General features: G+C 32.0%; 23 protein-coding genes. 13 read left to right on the top strand and 10 right to left on the bottom strand.

Annotation, left to right across the window (positions count from 1 at the left end; all coding sequences use genetic code 11):
* Window positions 1–22: 22 nt before the first annotated feature.
* From AC1EUV_RS04525 to panB, 3 genes are read left to right on the top strand one after another with little or no spacing between them, the layout of a single operon-like run.
* Window positions 23–3,169 (top strand): UvrD-helicase domain-containing protein, encoded by a 3,147-nt coding sequence (locus tag AC1EUV_RS04525; RefSeq protein ID WP_480197479.1) that lies wholly within the window; start codon window positions 23–25, stop codon window positions 3,167–3,169.
* A 37-nt stretch (window positions 3,170–3,206) separates the two neighbouring features.
* A complete protein-coding gene (locus tag AC1EUV_RS04530) occupies window positions 3,207–3,713 on the top strand; it encodes a CvpA family protein (RefSeq protein WP_480197480.1) in 507 nt (168 codons plus the stop codon).
* 15 nt (window positions 3,714–3,728) lie between these two features.
* Window positions 3,729–4,547, top strand: a complete 819-nt coding sequence (gene panB / locus AC1EUV_RS04535) for a 3-methyl-2-oxobutanoate hydroxymethyltransferase (RefSeq protein ID WP_480197481.1) — start codon at window positions 3,729–3,731, stop codon at window positions 4,545–4,547.
* Window positions 4,548–4,615: 68 nt separating this feature from the next.
* Here the strand turns inward: panB and AC1EUV_RS04540 are convergent, their stop codons facing one another.
* Window positions 4,616–4,921 carry a hypothetical protein gene (locus tag AC1EUV_RS04540; RefSeq protein WP_480197482.1) on the bottom strand — a complete coding sequence of 102 codons (306 nt, stop codon included), beginning with the start codon at window positions 4,919–4,921 and terminating at the stop codon, window positions 4,616–4,618.
* Between the two features lie 167 nt (window positions 4,922–5,088).
* Here AC1EUV_RS04540 and AC1EUV_RS04545 point away from each other — a divergent pair, with 167 nt between their 5' ends.
* The 9 genes from AC1EUV_RS04545 (at window position 5,089) to AC1EUV_RS04585 (ending at window position 13,778) form a co-directional block, all read left to right on the top strand.
* Window positions 5,089–6,093 carry an AAA family ATPase gene (locus AC1EUV_RS04545; RefSeq protein WP_480197483.1) on the top strand — a complete coding sequence of 335 codons (1,005 nt, stop codon included), beginning with the start codon at window positions 5,089–5,091 and terminating at the stop codon, window positions 6,091–6,093.
* A 90-nt stretch (window positions 6,094–6,183) separates the two neighbouring features.
* Window positions 6,184–7,053, top strand: a complete 870-nt coding sequence (locus tag AC1EUV_RS04550) for a DUF58 domain-containing protein (RefSeq protein ID WP_480197484.1) — start codon at window positions 6,184–6,186, stop codon at window positions 7,051–7,053.
* 21 nt (window positions 7,054–7,074) lie between these two features.
* Window positions 7,075–7,998 carry a hypothetical protein gene (locus AC1EUV_RS04555; RefSeq protein ID WP_480197485.1) on the top strand — a complete coding sequence of 308 codons (924 nt, stop codon included), beginning with the start codon at window positions 7,075–7,077 and terminating at the stop codon, window positions 7,996–7,998.
* Window positions 7,982–8,986 (top strand): vWA domain-containing protein, encoded by a 1,005-nt coding sequence (locus AC1EUV_RS04560; protein ID WP_480197486.1) that lies wholly within the window; start codon window positions 7,982–7,984, stop codon window positions 8,984–8,986. Before AC1EUV_RS04555 ends, AC1EUV_RS04560 begins: the two co-directional genes overlap by 17 nt.
* A complete protein-coding gene (locus AC1EUV_RS04565) occupies window positions 8,986–10,029 on the top strand; it encodes a VWA domain-containing protein (protein WP_480197487.1) in 1,044 nt (347 codons plus the stop codon). The genes AC1EUV_RS04560 and AC1EUV_RS04565 overlap by 1 nt, the downstream gene beginning before the upstream one ends.
* Entirely contained in the window at window positions 10,029–10,829 is an 801-nt protein-coding gene (locus tag AC1EUV_RS04570) for a tetratricopeptide repeat protein (RefSeq protein WP_480197488.1), read from the top strand. Before AC1EUV_RS04565 ends, AC1EUV_RS04570 begins: the two co-directional genes overlap by 1 nt.
* Window positions 10,829–11,212 (top strand): VOC family protein, encoded by a 384-nt coding sequence (locus AC1EUV_RS04575; protein WP_480197489.1) that lies wholly within the window; start codon window positions 10,829–10,831, stop codon window positions 11,210–11,212. The genes AC1EUV_RS04570 and AC1EUV_RS04575 overlap by 1 nt, the downstream gene beginning before the upstream one ends.
* A 3-nt stretch (window positions 11,213–11,215) precedes the next feature.
* Window positions 11,216–12,979: a BatD family protein gene (locus AC1EUV_RS04580; RefSeq protein ID WP_480197490.1), complete on the top strand. Its 1,764-nt coding sequence runs from the start codon at window positions 11,216–11,218 to the stop codon at window positions 12,977–12,979.
* 43 nt (window positions 12,980–13,022) lie between these two features.
* On the top strand, window positions 13,023–13,778 hold the full coding sequence (locus AC1EUV_RS04585) for an SH3 domain-containing protein (RefSeq protein ID WP_480197491.1): 756 nt from the start codon (window positions 13,023–13,025) through the stop codon (window positions 13,776–13,778).
* Window positions 13,779–13,782: 4 nt separating this feature from the next.
* Here AC1EUV_RS04585 and AC1EUV_RS04590 read toward each other — a convergent pair whose 3' ends face one another.
* Genes AC1EUV_RS04590 through gpmI form a run of 6 tightly spaced genes read right to left on the bottom strand, consistent with a single transcriptional unit; the run spans window position 13,783 to window position 18,184 of the window.
* Window positions 13,783–14,550, bottom strand: coding sequence for a class I SAM-dependent methyltransferase (locus AC1EUV_RS04590; protein WP_480197492.1), 768 nt, complete (start codon window positions 14,548–14,550; stop codon window positions 13,783–13,785).
* A 6-nt stretch (window positions 14,551–14,556) separates the two neighbouring features.
* Window positions 14,557–14,874, bottom strand: a complete 318-nt coding sequence (locus tag AC1EUV_RS04595; RefSeq protein WP_480197493.1) for a cupin domain-containing protein — start codon at window positions 14,872–14,874, stop codon at window positions 14,557–14,559.
* A 1-nt stretch (window position 14,875) separates the two neighbouring features.
* Window positions 14,876–15,694 carry a type I methionyl aminopeptidase gene (gene map, locus AC1EUV_RS04600; protein WP_480197494.1) on the bottom strand — a complete coding sequence of 273 codons (819 nt, stop codon included), beginning with the start codon at window positions 15,692–15,694 and terminating at the stop codon, window positions 14,876–14,878.
* A 9-nt stretch (window positions 15,695–15,703) separates the two neighbouring features.
* Window positions 15,704–16,105: a BT0820 family HAD-type phosphatase gene (locus AC1EUV_RS04605; RefSeq protein WP_480197495.1), complete on the bottom strand. Its 402-nt coding sequence runs from the start codon at window positions 16,103–16,105 to the stop codon at window positions 15,704–15,706.
* 43 nt (window positions 16,106–16,148) lie between these two features.
* Window positions 16,149–16,673 (bottom strand): thioredoxin family protein, encoded by a 525-nt coding sequence (locus AC1EUV_RS04610; RefSeq protein ID WP_480197496.1) that lies wholly within the window; start codon window positions 16,671–16,673, stop codon window positions 16,149–16,151.
* Window positions 16,670–18,184, bottom strand: a complete 1,515-nt coding sequence (gene gpmI, locus AC1EUV_RS04615; protein WP_480197497.1) for a 2,3-bisphosphoglycerate-independent phosphoglycerate mutase — start codon at window positions 18,182–18,184, stop codon at window positions 16,670–16,672. The genes AC1EUV_RS04610 and gpmI overlap by 4 nt, the downstream gene beginning before the upstream one ends.
* Before the next feature lie 224 nt (window positions 18,185–18,408).
* Here gpmI and AC1EUV_RS04620 point away from each other — a divergent pair, with 224 nt between their 5' ends.
* Complete coding sequence (locus tag AC1EUV_RS04620) at window positions 18,409–18,828, top strand: ankyrin repeat domain-containing protein (protein ID WP_480197498.1); 420 nt, start codon at window positions 18,409–18,411, stop codon at window positions 18,826–18,828.
* 66 nt (window positions 18,829–18,894) lie between these two features.
* Here AC1EUV_RS04620 and AC1EUV_RS04625 read toward each other — a convergent pair whose 3' ends face one another.
* The 3 genes from AC1EUV_RS04625 to AC1EUV_RS04635 all read right to left on the bottom strand — a co-directional run bounded on the left by AC1EUV_RS04625 (window position 18,895) and on the right by AC1EUV_RS04635 (window position 21,416).
* Window positions 18,895–19,428, bottom strand: coding sequence for an inorganic diphosphatase (locus tag AC1EUV_RS04625; protein ID WP_480197499.1), 534 nt, complete (start codon window positions 19,426–19,428; stop codon window positions 18,895–18,897).
* A gap of 41 nt (window positions 19,429–19,469) precedes the next feature.
* Window positions 19,470–20,243, bottom strand: a complete 774-nt coding sequence (locus AC1EUV_RS04630) for a M48 family metalloprotease (protein ID WP_480197500.1) — start codon at window positions 20,241–20,243, stop codon at window positions 19,470–19,472.
* Window positions 20,244–20,312: 69 nt separating this feature from the next.
* Entirely contained in the window at window positions 20,313–21,416 is a 1,104-nt protein-coding gene (locus AC1EUV_RS04635) for a bestrophin family protein (protein ID WP_480197501.1), read from the bottom strand.
* Between the last annotated feature and the right edge of the window lie 41 nt (window positions 21,417–21,457).

The raw sequence follows: 21,457 nt of genomic DNA on the forward strand, positions 1-21,457 counted from the left end.
GTATTTTGCATAAAATTCTACGGTGCAAAATTCTTCAACATTTAAAGTATATAATGCCTCTGCTGGAAGTGGTAAAACATTCACTTTAGTTAAAGAGTACCTTAAGATTCTGCTGAGTACTTCAGATTCAAATCGTTTTCAGAATGTTTTAGCTATCACCTTTACAAATAAAGCTGCAGCTGAAATGAAAGAACGTGTTATTTCTAATTTGCGTTATTTCTCTAAAGCGGAGATTTTACAAGATAAAACGGCTATGTTTTTGCAAATAGAAAATGACACAGATATTCAGGATGGTATATTACAACAACGATCAAAAAAAGTATTGCAAAGTATTCTTTACAACTATTCTGCTTTTAATATTACAACCATAGATAGTTTTACCCATAGATTGATCAGAAGTTTTGCTTTTGATTTGGGATTATCGCTGAATTTTGACGTGGAGATGGATACTAAATCATTGCTAAATGAAGCTGTTGATTTATTGATTTCAAAGATTGGCGAAGACAAAGAATTAACCAAAGTGCTGATCAATTTTTCGTTACAAAAGGCCAATGAAGATAAGTCTTGGGATGTGTCTAGAGAGTTAAAAGAAATTGCTCAAATCTTATTGAATGAGAATGATCTCTTACATGTACAAGAGCTAAAAGATAAATCACTAGAAGATTTTATTGATCTAAAAGAAAACTTGCAAAATAAATTGAAGTTACTTGAAGATGAGTTAAAAGAAATAGGGAAAACAAGTCTTGAAATTATCAATGATGCAGGCTTAATTCCTGAAAATTTCACGCGTCAAACCTTCCCCAATTTCTTAAGAGATCTAAGTATTTTTTCTAAAAAGTTTAATTATATAAAGCGAAGTGAAACTATAGAAAAAGCAATATTAAATCATAATTTTTATAACAAGACAACACAAGATGATATAAAGAATAGAATTGAAGATATTTTACCAGAACTCATTGAATTATTTAATAGAAGTAAAAAAGCTTTTGGAGAAAAACAACTTTATGAATTATTTCTTAAAAATATTATTCCGTTAGGAGTTTTAAACAAAATAAATCAAAGTCTAGATGAGCTTAAAGAAGATAAAAATGTGCATTTAAATGCAGAATTTAATCAGATTATCAGTCAACATTTACGTGAACAACCAGCAGCTTTTATTTACGAACGTATTGGCGAAAAGTACAAGCATTACTTTATTGATGAAATGCAAGATACATCGAAGTTACAATGGCAAAATCTAATTCCGTTAATCGGTAATGCTTTATCACAAGAAAATTCAAGTTTATTGCTAGTTGGTGATGCCAAACAGTCTATTTATAGATGGCGTGGAGGTGAAGCAGAGCAATTCATTAATTTGTCAAAAAAAGAGAATCCTTTTTTTATAGATAAACAGATAGATTTATTAGAAGTCAATCATCGTAGTTTTTCTGAAATCATTGAGTTTAACAATGGCTTTTTTCAGTTTGTTTCTAACTATTTTAAGAGAAAGGAATATTCTGAAATTTACTTTAAAGAAAATCATCAGCGACTAACAGATAAAAAAGGAGGGTATGTCAACTTGTCCTTTATAGAGGAAGGCTTGCTTGCTTCAGAAAAAGATGAAGTTTACCCTGAAAAAGTTTTAGAGATAGTTAACGGCCTAAAAAGTGATTTTGACCTAAACGAAGTATGTATTCTTGTTAGATATGGAAAGCATGGCGTGACAATTGCAAATTATTTGACTGAGAATGGTATCGATATTATAAGTTCAGAAACCTTGTTATTGCAGAATTCTCCAAAAGTGCAATTCATTATTGACTTACTCGTTTATTTACAACAACAATCCAACAAGGAAGCACAATTAGCCATTTTATATTTTCTATCTGATCATTTGAGTATTCAAAAAGATAAACACGATTTTTTAAGTGATTTTATTGCTTATGAAACGGAGCAATTCTTTAATAATTTAAAAGATTATGATGTTGATTTTAGTTATTCAACTTTTTCACAATTGCCATTTTATGAAAGCATAGAATACATAATTAGGAGCTTTGAACTAACTAAAACATCAGATGCCTATTTACAGTTTTTTCTAGACGAGGTATTACAATATTCTATTAAAAAATCAGAAGGGCTACAAGGTTTTCTAACATTTTGGGAAGAAAAAAAGGATAATTTAAGTATAGTAGTACCTGAAGAAAAGAATGCTGTACGTATTATGACCATTCATAAATCAAAAGGATTGGAATTTCCAGTTGTAATTTTTCCTTATGATTTAGATATTTATTATGAAAAAATAGCAAAAAAATGGTTTCCTGTAGAAAATAGTTCAACTTTTAAGGGTTTTGATAACTTATTGATTACAAATAAAAATTCATTGAATGTTTTAGGCAAAACAGGTGAAAAAGGAGATGTTTTATTGAATAATCACGAAGCAGATTTACAATTAGATAACATCAACTTGTTGTATGTAACATTAACCAGAGCAGTTGAACAATTGTATATTATTTCTGAAAAAAGAAAAGAAACGGACGAACCTAAATGGTATTCACAATTTTTTATAGAATTTCTAAGATCTCAAAACCAATTTGAAGAAGATAGATTTGAATATGAATTTGGTTTAAAAAAGAGAGTTTCTAAAAAGAAAGAAATTACTAAAAATAGTTACGAATTAGAACAGTTTATAAGTTCTCCATGGCAAGATCATAATATAAATATAGTCGCTACCTCAAGTTTATTATGGGATTCTGAAAAGGGAGCATCTATACTTTATGGAAACTTGATTCACGAAATTTTGGCTAAGATTAAAACAAAGACTGACATAGATGATGCAATAGACTATTATTTAATTAATGGAACAATTAGAATAAGTCAAATTGAAGATATTAGAATGATTGTTAGAAATGTAGTTGAACATCCTGAATTAAAAGAATATTTTCAACAGAACGTTAAAGTTTATAATGAACGTGAAATTTTGACTTCCGATAAGGAAATTATTATTCCAGATAGGTTGGTATTAGATGAAAATAATCAAGCAACAATCATAGATTACAAAACAGGAAAACCTGATAAAAAATATCATCATCAGCTTAATAAATATGCTCAATCAGTCAAAGAGCTTGGATTAGAAGTAGAGAGGAAACTATTGGTGTATATAGGTGAAGAAATTGAAATAGAAGAAGTACATTAAAAAGTAATATCTTTGACAATCTTATCAAATTAATTGAATGAGTACTATAGACATTATCCTTGCCGCAATATTACTTTTTGGTTTGGTAAAAGGATTTATGAAAGGACTATTTGTAGAGATAACTTCACTAGTAGCGTTAGTATTAGGGCTTTATGGGGCTATTCATTTTTCATATTTCGCAGCGAATTTTTTAAATTCAAAAGTAGAATGGTCGCAAAAGTATATTCAGATCATATCTTTTGCAATTACTTTTGTAATTATAGTATTGTTGATTTCCTTATCAGGAAAACTGCTAACGAAATTAGCAGACGCTGCGGCTTTAGGAATTATGAATAAAGTATTTGGAGCGGCCTTTGGAGTAATAAAAATAGGATTAATATTAAGTGTCGTTTTAATAGTTTTTGATAAACTAAATAGAAATTTACCTTTTGTTAATGAGGAAAAACTGGAAACCTCAGTTTTATATAAACCTGTAAAAAACCTAGCGCCAATGATTTTTCCAAGTATCTTGGAAAAAGAATGGGAAGCGGTTAAAAAGGGTTAATTAAATAATATAAGAATGTCGACAGCCAAAAAACAGTATAAAAGAATAACCACCAATACGTTGGTTGAAATGAAGCGCAATGGTGAAAAAATTGCCATGCTAACAGCTTATGATTATAGTATGGCTAAAATTGTAGATCATGCAGGTATAGATGTAATCTTGGTCGGTGATTCAGCTTCAAATGTAATGGCAGGTCATGAGACTACATTGCCAATTACTTTAGATCAAATGATTTACCATGCTACTTCAGTAGTACGTGCTGTTGAACGTTGTTTGGTAGTGGTTGATATTCCTTTTGGGAGCTATCAATCAGACCCTAAAGAAGCATTACGCTCAGCTATCAGAATTATGAAAGAATCTGGAGGACATGCAGTCAAGCTGGAAGGTGGTAAAGAGGTTAAAGAATCGATTAAACGTATTTTAAATGCAGGTATACCTGTGATGGGTCATTTAGGACTAACACCTCAATCCATTTATAAATTCGGGACATATACAGTACGGGCAAAGGAAGAAGAAGAAGCAGAAAAACTGAAAGAAGACGCAAAGCTTCTTGAAAAACTGGGTTGTTTTGCGATAGTTTTAGAAAAAGTGCCTGCTACTTTGGCAAAAGAAGTGGCAGAAAGTATTACAATTCCTGTGATTGGCATTGGAGCAGGTGGCGGTGTAGATGGACAGGTATTAGTAATTCATGATATGTTGGGTATGACGCACGAATTTAACCCTCGTTTTTTGCGTCGTTATCTAGATCTCTATACAGAAATGAATGGAGCCTTTAAAAATTATATAAGTGATGTGAAATCAAGAGATTTCCCTAGTGATAAGGAACAGTATTAAAGATTAACTTATAATAAAAAAACCCTCGTATTTTCGAGGGTTTTTTTATTATACATTGATGTTTTATTTTAAAACCTAAATGTCACACCAGCTTTAAGAATTGTTCCTAAAAAGCCAAATTGATTTACTTTCCACGGATATCTAAAACGACTACCTAAATCGGTAACAACATCGCCACCGGTTATAATTTCATCAGGGTAAACATCTAAAACATTATTGGCTGTGATATTTGCACTAAATTTTTCCGAGAAATTATAATTAAGAATTATATCGGTAATAACTTTACCCCCGAACGTTTGATCATTCGCAGGGGTTGATGCGTGTCTCCAAGTTACTTCACCAAAATAGGTATTATTTAGTTTGTATAATAACAAAGATTATAAAAAAAGTTATAAATTAATTTTTATGCACCGTTTTAAATAGAAAAGAGTTTGTAATAGTTGTTCTTTTAACCAATTTTTAACAACAGAACCAATGGTTTAGCACTAAGTTTGCTTTCCTGTAAAAAATAATTTAGTATTGCATAAATTTTTTTAAAAGTATGGAAGAAACAGCTACAAGCGTTGATATTAGAGCGATTAATGAAAAAATAGAAAAAGAAAGTGCTTTTGTAGATTTACTTAACCTTGAAATGAATAAGGTAATAGTAGGTCAAAAACATATGGTAGAAAGATTGTTAATAGGTCTTCTTGGTAATGGTCATATACTATTAGAAGGAGTTCCAGGTTTGGCAAAAACACTAGCGATTAATACCTTATCGAAAGCTGTAAAAGGTTCTTTTAGTAGAATTCAATTTACACCTGATCTATTACCTGCAGATGTTATTGGTACTATGATCTATAATATGAAAGAGAATGATTTTTCAATTAAGAAGGGACCAATTTTTGCAAATTTTGTATTAGCCGATGAGATCAATAGAGCACCAGCCAAAGTACAATCAGCATTGCTAGAAGCAATGCAAGAACACCAAGTAACTATTGGTGATACATCTTTTAAATTAGGTCAACCTTTTTTAGTGATGGCTACTCAGAATCCTATTGAACAAGAAGGTACATATCCGTTACCAGAAGCACAAGTAGATCGATTTATGTTAAAAACAGTGATCGACTACCCAAAGCAAGCTGAAGAGCAATTGATTATGCGTAATAATCTTAAAGGTAGTTTCGAAAAGGTAAATGCTGTAGTTGATCTTAAGCAGATTTTAAGCGCTAGAAATGCTGTGCAAGAAGTATATATGGATGAGAAAATAGAAAAATATATTCTAGATATTATTTTCGCTACGCGTTTTCCAGAAGAGTTCAGACTACCAGAATTAAAGCCATTAATTAGTTTTGGAGCTTCGCCTCGTGGTAGTATAAATCTTGCAATGGCATCAAAGTGTTATGCATTTATAAAGCGCAGAGGTTATGTAATTCCAGAAGACGTAAGGGCTGTAGTACATGATGTGTTACGTCATAGAGTTGGTATTACCTATGAAGCCGAAGCCGAAAATGTGACTTCTGTTGATATCATAAACAAGATAGTTAACCAAGTAGAAGTGCCTTAAATCTTTACTGTCATTCCTATGAAAGCAGTAGGAACCCCTTTAACTACTCAAATATTAGATTTCGTGTAATCGAAATGACAATTAAAGAAAATGGATACCAAAGAAATACTTAAGAAAGTTCGTAAAATAGAGATTAAGACACGGCGTTTGTCTGATCATATATTTTCTGGAGAATATCATAGTTCTTTTAAAGGACGCGGTATGACATTTTCTGAAGTACGCCAATATCAATTTGGAGATGATATTAGAACTATTGATTGGAATGTAACGGCACGTTATAATGAACCATATGTAAAAGTTTTTGAGGAAGAGCGGGAATTGACGATGGTGCTAATGGTAGATGTAAGTAGTTCAGAATTATTTGGTACAACTCAGCAGTTTAAACGAGAAACCATTACTGAGATTAGTGCGACCTTAGCTTTTTCTGCAATTCAGAATAATGATAAAGTTGGTTTATTGCTGTTTTCAGATGAAATAGAATTGTTTATCCCTCCTAAAAAAGGAAAAACACATGTACTTAGAATTATAAGAGAACTTATAGAATTTCAGCCGAAAAGCAAAAAAACCAATATTACTCAAGCATTACGTTATCTGTCGAACGTAATGAAAAAGAAAGCTATTGTTTTTGTGCTTTCTGACTTTATGGATCAAGATTATGATAATGCTTTAAAAATTGTTGGAAGAAAACATGATGTGACAGGGATTCGAGTTTATGATAAATACGAAGAAGAAATTCCTAAATTAGGGATGGTACCAATGTTAGATGCAGAAACGGGTAAAACGATTTTGGTAAATACCAACTCTAAGGAAGTTCGTACTAATTATCGAGCACATTATTTAAAAACAGTTGATTACTTTCAGAACACATTTAAACGAAGTGGATCTGGAACAATCAGCACACGAATAGATGAAAGTTATGTTAAAAAATTACTAGGTTATTTTAAACAGAAAGGAGCTTAGTTTTTGTCGTTTGAGTTTAAAATGAAAAAATATATACTACATATTATCCTTTTATTTGGTTTAGCTGGTTTCTCGCAGCAATTGCCCGAAGTAAAAGTTGAAATTGATACTGCTAAAATTAGAATAGGCGAGCATATCAATTATCAAATTATAGTAGAGAATACCGATAAAGGTGTTGTATTTCCTGAACTCCAATTAGATAGTTTAGGTAGAGTAGAAATTGTTGAGTCACTTCCTGTGGATACTTTAAAAGAAAAATTAATTAAAAAGTATGTATTAACTAGTTTTGATAGCGGACGATATAAAATCCCTGAACAAAGTATACGAATCTGGACACAAGAATACCTAACAGATTCATTAATTATAGATGTTGCTACTGTAGCTGTAGATACAACCAAGCAGGCTATGTTTCCTATAAAGGCAATTCAAAATGAACCTTATACTTTTGAAGACTTTAAAAAATATTTATGGTGGTTATTAACCGCTTTACTACTTACCGCTATTGTCTTATATTTTGTTTTTAGAAAGAAAGAAACTATTGAAGAAATTGAAGCTAGAATACCACCATATCAATTGGCATTACAACGGTTGAATGAGTTAGATGGCAAACAGTTATGGCAGAAAAATAAAATCAAGCAATACTATGTAGAACTTACAGATATTGTAAGAACATATATAGAACGTGAATTAAAAATACCAGCTTTAGAATCTACAACAGATGAATTAATGGAGACTATTGGAGATTTTAATACTTCGAGTGAATTGAACATTCCAAAAGAGACAGTTAATAAATTGAATAGTTTATTAAAGGATGCTGATTTGGTAAAATTTGCAAAGTTCAAACCGTTAGCAAATGATATTGAGTTACATAGAAATAGTGCAGGAGAAATTATAGATGAATTACATCCTAAATTAAAAGTAGAAGAAGATGAAGTTGTGGAATAATTTAGAGTTTACAAATCCTGAATTTTTATGGCTATTGCTATTGATTCCTGTATTGGCTATTTGGCATTTTTTTAGTCGTAAAAAAGATGCTGCCAGATTAACTATGGCAAGCACTAAAGGATTTGAGCAGCGATCTATTTTAGCAAAACTTAAACCTATACTTTATGTTTTACGTTTATTAGCTTTAGCTGGATTGACCTTAGCCTTAGCAAGACCAAGAAATGTTGAGGTAAGTAAACGCACAAAAACAACACGAGGTATTGATATTGTTATGGCAATAGATGTTTCCGCCAGTATGTTGGCTAAAGACTTAAAGCCAAATCGCTTAGAAGCACTTAAAAATGTTGCAAATAATTTTATCAATAAACGACCGAATGATAGAATAGGTATTGTGGTTTATGCAGGTGAAAGTTTTACTCAAACGCCAATTACTAGTGATAAAAGAATTGTAAAGAATACCATTCGTAAAATTAAATGGGGCGATCTTGAAGGAGGTACAGCTATTGGTATGGGATTAGGGTCTGCGGTAAATCGTTTAAAAGAGAGTAAAGCTAAGAGTAAAGTGATTATTTTACTAACTGATGGAGTAAATAATGCAGGATTTGTAGATCCAAAAACGGCAACAGAATTAGCTAAGGAACTAGGAATTAAAGTATATACTATTGGACTCGGTACTAACGGAACAGCTTTATTTCCTTATGCACGAGATGCATCTGGAGGACTTCTTTTCAGAAATGCTCCCGTTGAAATAGATGAGAAGCTATTAGAATATATTGCAGCCGAAACCGAAGGTGAATATTTTAGAGCTACAGATAATAAGAAATTGGCTTCAATTTATGATGAGATCAATAAATTAGAGAAAACAGAAATAGAAGAGTTTAAATATTATAATTACCAAGAGCGATACAGACCATTAGTATTATTGGCCGGTTTTTTAGTATTGTTAGAAATGGCATTACGTTTTACACTATTTAGAAGTTTTATATAATGTATCAATTAGAAGAACAAAAATATTTTATCTATTTCATAGCAATCGCTGTGTTATTGGTTGCATTTTTACTAGTTGCTTTGTGGAAACGTAACAAGCAAAAGAAATTTGCTGATATCGCTTTATTAGAAAAACTGAGCCCAGAAGCTTCTCCTTTTAAATCGGTTTTAAAAATTTTAACAATAGCTGTTGCATTATCATTTTTGGTGATTGCTTTAGTAAACCCAAAAATGGGTACAAAATTAAAAACCGTAAAACGCCAAGGAGTAGATATTGTTTTTGCTTTAGATGTTTCTAGGAGTATGCTCGCAGAAGATATCGCGCCTAATAGGTTAGAAAAATCTAAACAATTAATTTCTAAAATAATAGATAAATTAGGAAGCGACCGTGTAGGTATCATTATTTATGCAGGTAATGCTTATCCTTTATTGCCTATTACAACTGACCATGCTGCAGCTAAAATGTTTTTGCAAAACGCAAATCCAGACATGGTATCGTCACAAGGTACTGCCATTAATGAAGCACTAAAATTAGCAAAAAGTTATTTTGATGATGATGAGCAGACAAATCGCTATTTATTTGTGATTTCTGATGGTGAAGATCACGAAGAAAATGTTAAGTATATTGCCGATGAAGCAACTGATGAAGGAATTAAGATATATTCAATAGGTGTTGGTACATCAGAAGGTAAACCTATTCCTATAAAACGTGATGGTACACTAATTGGATATAAAAAGGATAGAGAAGGTGAGGTGGTTATTACCAAATTGAATGATAAAACCTTAAAGACTATTGCATCTGATGGCAAAGGAGAATATCTTTACGGAAATAATACAGCTAAAACTGTAGAGTATATTGACGAGCTACTATTAGCAGCTGACAAAAAAGAGTTTGAAACAAAGCAATTTTCAGACTTTAAAGACCAATTTCAATGGTTTATTGGCTTAGGGATTTTGTTCTTAATATTTGATACTTTAATGTTTAATAAAAAGACAAAATGGATACAGCGATTGAATTTGTTTAACGAGAAAAAAGCTAAATAATGAAACAACTACTTTTCTTTATTATATTGATTTCTACAGTATCTTTTGCACAAAAGAAAGATCAAAAACCTGCAATACAGCAAGCTGAGAAAAAGGTGTTTCGAGACGGTAACGATTTTTATAATCAGAATAACTTTGTAGATGCAGAGGTTCAGTATAAAAAAGCATTGGAGCTGAATCCTAATTACGAAAAAGCCAATTATAATTTAGGAAATGCTATTTATCAGCAAAATAGGTTTAAAGAAGCCGTACCAATGTATGACTTGGTCACAAAAACTACCGAAGATAAATTAACTAAGGCTGAAAATTATCATAACATTGGTAATGCTATGATGAAAGAAAAAGATTATGATAAAGCTATTGAAGCTTATAAAAATGCCTTAAGAAATAACTCTAAAGATGATGAAACACGCTACAATTTAGCGTTAGCTCAGAAGCTACGTAAAAAAGAGGCTGATAACAAAAAGGACGATAAGAATAATAAGGATAAGAACGACAAGAATAAAGACGATAAAAACAAGGACAAAAAAGATAACCAAGATCAGAATAAAGATAAGAATGATCAAGGAGATAAAGATAAAGACAAGAAAGGCGATAATAATAAAGATCAGAATAAGAACGAAGGAGATAAAGACAAAAAGGAACAAGAACAACAACAAAAGCCACAACAGAATAAACTATCTAAGCAGCAGATCAAACAGCTTTTAGAAGCAATGAATAACGAAGAGAACAAAACTCAAAAAAAGGTAAATGCAAAAAAAGCTAAGGGTAGGAAAATTAAACAAGAAAAAGACTGGTAATGAATTTAAATCAGATTACTATACCGTCATTAGATGTACATAAATCAGCTGAATTTTATAAAAAAATAGGTTTAAAGTTAATTGTTGAGGCATTACCACGGTATGTTCGATTCGAATGCCCAGATGGTGACTCTACGTTTTCAGTGCACTTAGTTGATAAGCTACCACAAGGAGATGGATTGTCAATTTATTTTGAAGATGAAAATTTAGACGAAACGATTGAGGGTTTAGTTGCCAAAGGATTAAAATTTGATGAGTTACCTAATGATAAATCTTGGGGCTGGAGAGAAGCTAGATTAAGAGATTTAGATAATAATCAACTAATTATTTTTAACGGAGGAACATATAGAAAAGACCCACCTTGGCGTGTTGAAAAAGAATAGAAAATGAAGAATGTATATGCAGTAATAATACTATTATTTTTTACTCCACTTATTTTTGCTCAAGATGTAGAGTTTAACGCAAAAGTTAGCAAAAATAGATTGGGTGTGAACGAGCGATTGCGCGTTACATTTTCTATTAATAAACAAGGTGTAGACGATTTTAAACCGCCAAGTTTCAAAAATTTTAAAGTAGTTGCTGGTCCAATGACTTCAACTAATTTTTCATATGTAAATGGCAAGCAGTCTTTTGAGCAATCTTATAGCTATACTTTAGAACCAAAACGACGAGGAACATTTACAATTCAATCTGCTACTGCTAAATATGATGGCAAGACTTTAGGTACAAATCCTGTAAAAGTTACTGTCACTAAGGCTGTTGAAATTCCTAAAGACCCCAATGATCCTAGATATGTGGCATCACAGAATATTCATGTGGTAGCAGAGGTTTCTAATTCAAATCCGTATGTAGGAGAAAGCATTTCATTAGTTTATAAATTATATGTTGATGTAAATAGCCTCACCGTGCGAAATTTTCGAGAATTAAAATCCCCTACTTTTAATGGCTTTTGGAATCAAAATATAGAGGTAAATGGCTTGGGGGCTAAAGATGGAACTTATCAGGGTAAACAGGTTCGTTATGTTATTCTTAAAAAAACGGTGCTAATTCCGCAAAAATCAGGTAAGCTAACAATTGATCCTATGGAAATGGAAATATCAGCTGGTGTACCTATTGGTAGAAGAGATCTTTTTGGTAATATGATTACCAGAAATACGAATTATACTGTTTCAACGGGTAAACGAACTATTAATGTGAAATTCTTACCATTAGATGGAAGGCCAGTAGATTTTTCTGGAGCTGTTGGTGATTTCGATTTTATGGTAACAGCAAGCAAAGACTTGCTAAGAGCCAATGAATCAGCTCAGATAAAAGTTCAAGTATCTGGTAAAGGAAATCTTAAGTTAGTCGATTTACCAAGCATAGAAACACCAAATGGATTAGAACGTTACGAACCTGAACACAAAGAAAATATTAGAACTAATCTTGGTGGACTGAGTGGCAAAGTATACGATCAGTATACAGTTGTACCCCAGTTTAGAGGTAAATATAAAATTCCTCCTGTTTCTTTCTCCTATTTTAGTGTAAAAGACAAGACATATAAAACCATTACATCAGAAGCTATAGTGTTAGATGTACCACAAGGGAAAACTCCAACTGCAGATGAAAATACTTCATCTGTTAAAAGAGACGTGGTAAGTTCTAGTAATGATATACGATACATAAGTAACAATGCCACTTTTGAGTCTACCAAGAAGAAAAAGGGTTTTTTAAACTCTAACTTATTTTATGCACTGCTGATTTTGCCTTTGTTTTCAATACCTTTAGGAATTTTTATTGGCAAGAAAAAACGTGAACGCGATAGTGATATAATGGGTAACAAACGTAGAAAAGCGGATCGTTTAGCTCGAAAATATTTATCTGAAGCTAAAAAACAATTGGGTAACAAAGAAGCTTTTTATATTGCATTAGAAAAGGCCTTACATAATTATTTAAAGGCAAAATTACAGGTGGAAACATCAGATATTAGTCAAGAAAAGATTGCAAATATTTTATTAAATAAATCTGTTGATCAATCGACTATTGACGAATTTTTAAAAGTATTAGATGATTGTGATTATGCACGTTATACACCAACGACTAATGTTATGATGCAAGAAGAATACGAAAAAGCAAAGAACGTTATAGCAAAAATTGATAAACAATTGTAAAATAAATGTCACTTTGAGCGCAGTCGAAAGATCTTATTATAATATGCAGAATTTAACGATATTAATATTCTTTTTCTTCTCAAGTACGCTGTTTGCAACCCAAACAGTAGAGGATGAATTTGCTAAAGCAAATAAACTTTACCAGCAAGAAAAGTATAGTGAGGCTTTAACAATTTATAAGCAAATAGAAGCTCAAGAATTACAATCTGACGATTTGTTTTATAATATGGCCAACGCCTTTTATAAAATGAATCAAGTAGCACCAGCTATTTATTATTATGAAAAAGCTTTAAAGGTAAATCCGAATAATTCAGATGCTCATAATAATTTAGGTTTTGCAAAGCAAATGGCTATTGATAATATTGAAGCTTTACCTAAAACTATTGGCCAACGTTTTTCTGAAAGTATTATTCAAAGATTGAGTTACAATGCTTGGGCTTGGATAGCTGTTATTTTATCCTTTCTATTTGCTGTATTATTTTTACTATATCATTTTTCTTATAGCTCAGGCTATAAAAGATTTTATTTTGTTTCTAGTATAATTAGTGCCGCTTTAGTATTACTATTTATTGCTTTTGCATATAGTAATTTTGATTATGTGCAACGAGATAAATCTGCTATTGTTTTTTCTCAACAAACCGAAGTAAGAAGCGCTCCTGCAAATTCTAGTGAAATTAGTTTTGAACTACATGAAGGAACAAAGGTTCAATTACTTGAAAGCTTGGATGATTGGTATAAAATCAGAATAGCAGATGGAAAAGTAGGGTGGATGCATTCTGACGATTTAAAAGAGTTATAGGATCTTATTTAAAACAGACAGGTAAAATTTCGTTAGGCATTAGTCGATAAGTGTCAATTTCTTTTTCAGTTATTTTTTTAGAATAATTAACTTCATCAACCTTAAAACCTACTTTTCGCAAACGATCGAAGTAATCACTACCATATACACGTACATGATCGTATTGGCCGAAGTGTTTTGTACGTTCTTCCGGAGATGTAATACTAAAATCTTCGTATGTGGTTTCTCTAGAATAGTCTTGCGGAATTTGAAAAATACCAAACCCTCCTTTTTTTAAAACACGATACAATTCTTGCATAGCTTTTTTATCATCTTCTATATGCTCTAGAACATGATTGCAAAAAATAATATCAAACTCATTATCCTTAAAAGGGAGATTACAGATGTCTGCTTTTACATCAACAATAGGAGAGTAGAGATCAGCTGTAATTAGATCAATATGTTTTAATTTTTTAAAACGACCTAAAAAGCATTGTTCAGGCGCCATGTGCAAAACTTTTTTAGGCTGAGAACTATTAAAAAAATCGGTTTCATCTTTTAAATATAACCACAACAGTCGATGTCGTTCTAACGAAAGAGTACTTGGTGATAAAACATTTGGTCTCTGTGTACCATATCCGTAAGGTAAAAATTTACGAAAACTTTTTCCATCAATAGGATCAGTGTATCTAGTTCCTTTTAAGTAAAAAGCTAATAATGGACGAACCCAATAACTAATCTTAATTAAAAAAGGTCTCGGTATGGTGTTAAGTATGTATTTAAATAGTTTCAAAGAATACTACTTATAATCTTCGCGAGCAGGGCAGAATGTATCAGCTACTTTACAATCGGTTAATGCCTTTGCACTATGTTTAGAATTAGAAGGTATAATGGCAATCATTCCTGGTTTTAAAATAGTGGTTTTACCTTCAATAGTCATTTCTAATTCACCTTCCATTACTTGGCTTGTTTGTTCATGTATATGCGAGTGTTCAGGTAAAATTGCTCCTTCATCTAGAGAAACATATCCAAGTGTGAAATTTTCAGCATGTATAAAACGGGCTCTTATTCCTTTAATAATTTCTTTAGAGGGTATTGTAGTAAGGTCTTTAAACATATTATAAGGCTAATTCAGTTTGACGGAATTCTTTTTCTTCATCACTTTTAATGCCTAAAGCTTCATATATATAGGCAAATGTAGAAAGTAATTCAGGTTTTCCATCTACAATGGCGACGTCATGTTCAAAATGTGCAGATGATTTCCCGTCTAAGGTCAAGATCGTCCACCCATCCTTAAGTTGCTTGATTTTATGCGTACCTTGATTAATCATAGGTTCAATAGCTACAACCATTCCTTCTTTAAATTTTTTACCACGACCACGTCTACCATAGTTTGGCATTTCTGGATCTTCATGCATTTTTCTACCCAATCCATGCCCAACCAATTCTCGCACAACACCATAACCATGAGCTTCGCAGTAGTTTTGAATTGCAAAACCTACATCGCCAACCCGATTACCTATTTTAAATTCTCGAATACCAACATACAAGCTTTCTTTTGTAATTTTCAAGAGTTTTTTAGTTGCTTGATCTACCTCTCCAACTTCAAATGTGTAAGCATGATCTCCATAGAAACCATTTTTAATAGCACCACAATCTATAGAGATAATATCACCATTTTCGAGTGGTGTATCTGTAGGAAACCCATGAACCACTTCCGCATTTGGACTCATACACAAAGTGTTTGGAAAGTCATATAACCCTAAAAATCCTGGTACAGCCCCATGATCTCTAATAAATTCTTCGGCTAATTTATCTAATTGCAAAGTTGTAACACCAGGCTTCACCTCTTTTGCAAGCATACCTAATGTTTTGGAAACTATTAATGCACTTTTGCGCATTAACTCTATTTCTTCTCTAGTCTTTGTTTTAATCATAATTACTAGTTAAAAACGCCAGAAACTTTTTTTCTTTTTTGGAACTCTTGCTGTAGGATCATTTTTAATCTTTCGATAAATTTCTCCCCAACTTAGCATGCCGCCTATATTTCTGTCATCTATAAAAATATCTGCATTTATTTTTCGACTAACTTTTCCATCAAAATTTTCTTCTGGATAGTTCTTGTTAACAGCATAAAATTCGATACCATTTTTCTTACAAAAATCTACAGCTTCTCTCAGTTTAGATCCATTTCTGTACGTCCATAAAATAAGTCGATGCCCGTCCTTTTTTAATTCTTTTAATGTTTCGAATGCAAATATTTTCGGACTACCAATTTCTGGGTACGCATCTTCAACAATGGTTCCATCAAAATCTACCGCAATTATTAGATGATCTTTCGGCAACATATTCCCTTCTTTTTAATTTTTGCAAATTTAGTGTTTTTATGCATCAATTGTTATCGTACGAATGTTTATACTGCTTGCCGCTTACAATCTTTAGAATATCTTTTTCTAATGAACTTCTTGGCTTTTCAACATAGCGAGCAATTTCCTTATCATTTTTATAAAAAATAATAGTAGGAGTTCTTTGAATATTAAAACCTTCTTGCAAATTATTAGGTGTTTTTTTCGCTCTATTTAATGCAACTAATTCTAATTTTTTTTCATCAAAAGCAATAGCTTCCAAGATTTTGTAAAGTTGTGGGATCTCTCTATGACTATCATGACACCATACTGACATAAACACTTTTATGGTGAAATCGTTTTTATATTTTTTAAACTTTTTGATAATTTTTTGATCTAATTCATATGCATCATAACTTTCTTTAAACCACTTTACATGTGGTTCAACTTTAAAGTCTTTTTTAGTTTTAATACCAATATGATCTGCTCTATTTTGTGTAATCGTTTCTTTTTCTTGAGCTGAAACAGATATTGTGATTAAGAAAATAAATAATGTGATTAATTTATTCATAATAAAGAATTTTCATTCATAATTTCAGGTTTTTCAATACCCACTAATTCCAGTATAGTTGGTGCTACATTTGCTAATATGCCATCTTTTATAGACTTAAGTTCTTTATCTACCAATATTATTGGAACCGGGTTTGTTGTATGTGCCGTATTTGGAGAACCATCTTCGTTGATCATTAAATCACTATTACCATGATCAGCAATGATAATGCCTGTATAATTGTTTTCTAACGCTTTACTAATTATTTTTTCAACACAAACGTCAACCGTTTCGGCTGCTTTTATAGCGGCGTCAAAAACACCAGTATGGCCAACCATATCTGTATTGGCAAAATTTAGGCAGATAAAATCAACTTCTTTTTTTTCTAATTCTGGTAAAATAGCTTCAGTAATTTCATGAGCACTCATTTCGGGTTGTAGATCATAAGTTGCCACTTTAGGTGAAGGACACAACAATCGTTTTTCACCTTCAAATTCAGCTTCTCTACCTCCAGAAAAGAAAAAAGTTACATGGGGATATTTTTCTGTTTCAGCAATTCGAATTTGCTTTTTACCATTACTTGAAAGTACTTCGCCTAAAGTATAAGTAAGGTCTTCTTTAGGATAAATAACTTTTATGTTTTTAAAATTATCGTCATAATTGGTCATTGTAACATAATGCAGGTTAAGCTTATGCATATTTTGCTCATGAAAATGTTCCTGAGATAAAGCTTGTGTTAATTGACGGCCACGATCCGTTCTAAAGTTAAAAAAGATCACTACATCATTATCTTTAATAGTAGTAACAGGGGTGTTGTCAGAATCAGTTACAAGAATTGGTTTAATAAATTCATCGGTAATATCATTATCATAACTTTCTTGAATTGCTTTAACAGGATTGTTGGTATCTTTTCCAATTCCATTTACAAGTAAATCATAGGCCAATTTTACACGTTCCCAACGTTTGTCTCTATCCATCGCATAATAACGTCCAATAATGGAAGCTAGTTTGCCATCGTACTTTGGTAGGAAATTTTGTAGATCTTCTATAAACCCTTTTCCTGATTTAGGATCTACATCTCTTCCGTCAGTAAAAGCATGTACAAAACTTTGCACATTGGCTTTATCCGCAGCTTTCACCAATCCTTTTAAGTGATTGATGTGAGAATGAACACCGCCGCCTGAAACTAGCCCTAAAAAATGAACTCTTTTCTTATGTTTTTTTGCATATGAGAAAGCATCTTGTAATACTTTTTCGTTAGCTAAACTTTCATTTTCAACTGCAATATTTATTTTGGCAAGCTCTTGATAAATAATTCGTCCAGCACCTAAATTGATATGACCAACTTCACTATTCCCCATTTGTCCATCAGGCAAGCCTACATATCGACCATCTGTTCTTAATGACGCGTTAGGGTATTTTTTATAAAGAGAATCAATAAAAGGAGTCTGCGCTTGATCAATGGCTGAAACTTTAGGATTTTTAGCGATACCCCATCCGTCAAGTATTATTAGAATAACTTTTTTTTGCATTGAGTAATAATTTCTATTAGAATAAATGTAAAAATACTAAAGTTAAAAGTTGTGCTTGTAAATGCAAAACAATATTTGCGATAACGATTTCATGTTTTAACATAATTAACAGTTTTAACACTTTGTTTTGATGTCGTTAAAGTTGGGTTAAACATTGTTAAACCACGTAACACAGATCTAATAATGGTCGTCTTTTACTATATAAACTTAAACACCTAATTATTATGAGAAAACTAATTTTAACATCGGCATTAGCACTTGGTATAGCGGTTAACGCAGCTCCACTATCTAATTCCAACGATTTTGTATCAGTTGATGAAGTAATTACTACTTATACTACTGAATTGAGCACTTTTGTAAAATTGATTACAAAAGGAGATCTAGATGCTGTAAAAAGCATGGTTGTAGCAGGGACAGATATTAATAGAAAATCTAAAGGAATGACACCTTTAATGTATGCTGCGAGATACAATAGAACAGAAATTGTAAAATTATTAATCGCTAATGGAGCAGATTTAAAAGTAAGATCTGATAAAGGTTATACAGCTTTAAAGTATGCTAAGATCTCTAAAGCACACGATACTTATAAATTAATTTCTGAGGCGCTAGACGCTAAAAAGAAGAAAAGAAAGAGAAAAAAATAAGTAATATTTAGTGTTGTTTTGAACGAAGTGAAGACGTTAAGTGCTTTACTTCGTTCAGCATAGCACTTATTTTTTGAATTTTTCGTTATAATCTATTATACTTTGTTCAACAATCTCTAGTGCAGTTTGTTTTGTTTGAAAGTTCTCTACAACGACTGTTTTATTTTCAAGTTTTTTATAATCTTCAAAGAAATTCTTGAGTTCTCTAAAGAAGTGGCGTGGTAATTCTTTAATAGAATCGATATGATTAACACTCATGTCATTGGCAGCAACGGCAATAATTTTATCATCATTTTCACCACCATCTAACATACGCATTACACCTATAACTTTAGCATCTACTAAGCACATAGGTACGATTGTTTCTTGCGAAAGAACTACAATATCTAACGGATCATCATCATCACAATAAGTTTGCGGAATAAAACCATAGTTAGCAGGATAGTACATAGAAGAGTAAAGTACCCGGTCTAACTTAAGCATACCACTTTCTTTATCCAACTCATATTTTGCACGTGTATTTTTTGGGATTTCTATAATGGCAGTAACAACTTCTGGTGTGCCTTCACCAACTGATACTTCGTGCCAAGGATTTATCATAATACATTTGAATTTAAAAAGGGCGCAAATGTAACATTAATTTAGTTACGATACTTTTGAATAGCTTCTTTTATCTTTTCAATTCGATTTTCTGGATCAGGATGTGTACTTTGAAATTCTGGTGTTCTATTGGGGCCAGCTGCTGCTTTTAGAATTTGCATAACACCAATCATTTCTTCAGGTTGGTAACCAGCATCGATCATGAATTTTACACCTAAATCGTCACTTTCTAATTCATCGCCACGGCCATATTTCATATTTACAACGTTGGCGATCATTGCGGCCATTTGTCCGGTTTCACCACCACCACCTACCATAACTCCAGATAGAATGCCTTGAGTTAATCCTTGTTTTGCCATACGAGCCGCAGAATGACGACCTAATACATGGGCAATTTCGTGCCCAAGAACACCAGCTAATTGGTCTTCGTTTTCGAGTTTAGAGAATAGGGCATAGGTTATAAATATTTGACCTCCTGGTAAAGCAAACGCATTAATAGCTTGTGGATCACGCAATAAATGAAAATCATAGCGATAAGGAGTTTGTCTTGCAACACTATTATTCACTAATTTTTGCCCTACTTTATCAATTAAATCTTGCGCTGCTTGGTCCGGATATAATCCACCATGTTGTTGCGCCATTTGAGGAGCACTTTTCAACCCTAGAGCAATTTCTTGTTCTTCAGTAATGTTAATGCTTTGTTTAGCACCGGTGTATGGATTTGTAGTTCTATTAGAATAATATTTAAAAAGGGAAAATAGAACAATACCTGCCCCTATGAGTAATCTAATCTTAAAACCGCCACTTCTTCTCATGATATCAATTTTTTAATTAATGAATGTTAAAGATAAGAATATTTTGATTTCTGAAATTAAACACCAATTCTACATAATAATATCATTCTTCCATTCATAAGGTTTTGGAATATCTGTGTCATCGATTAATTGACGAATATCGATTTCAATACCTCTACTCATATCGGTTATTGGAATATCATTTGGACCACCTTCAAAAGGATTTTCTGTATTTTCTCCAATAGCTTCCATAGTATGAAATACCCATCCAATTAATGCGCTAAAAGGAATAGAAAACCACACAAAGTGTCTTCCGATAAATAATTCTATTTTCTGAGAAATTTCGAAATAAGCAGGATTTTTAGTTAAATATTCTACTATTTCTAAACCAATAGCCTGAAATTCACTCATAATGGCATAAGGAACTAAGAGAACAAAAACCCACATAAAAATGTAATTAAGCGTAGCGAATTGCCTCGGATATGGGAAGTTTTTAATACGTTCACTTTTGCCTTGCAATGTATAAAATTCAGTAAGCATGCTATTCATTTCCATATGACGAAAATCTTCAATATATCCTTGTTGTTTTAACTCACGCAATCGACGAGATTGAATACCTAAAATTTGAGAAGCCTGATTGCCTTTGGCGAACAATTCATTATACTCTTTTTCAGAAATATAATCTTTGATGGCGTTTTCAATTGGAATTTCATCTTCACAAACTAGAAATTGTGATTCTCTAAATTCTTTGTTTGACTTACTATTTTTTAAATGTGATTCCCAAGGTTTATCCTTTCTTAATTGATAACGTAAAGCTGTTAACCAAGCTACGTGACGGTGAACTAATTCCTTATGTATATTGTGTAATTCAGTATCGGGTATTTTTTTCTCAGCATGATCATTAGTAATAAAGTCTTTTACCATAATTGTCCAAGAACGAGAGGCGTTAACAATACCTCCCCATATTTTTCTAGCTTCCCATAAACGATCGTACGACGCGTTATTTTTAAAAGAAACAATAAAAGCAACAGCTGTACCAAGTACACCAAGAGGTAACCAAGGAATATGGAGCCATTTCCAACGAAAAATTTCGAATAAAAAAACTGGAATTGTAGCTAATAAAAGGAATAACCAAATGTATCTTCGTGTCCATCTTATGACTCCTCTTATGGGAAATATTCGTTTTGTATACATATGTTGATTTTAAATCGAAATATACAAAAAACTAAAATCAA

The organism is Maritimimonas sp. 2304DJ26-3 (assembly GCF_056591635.1).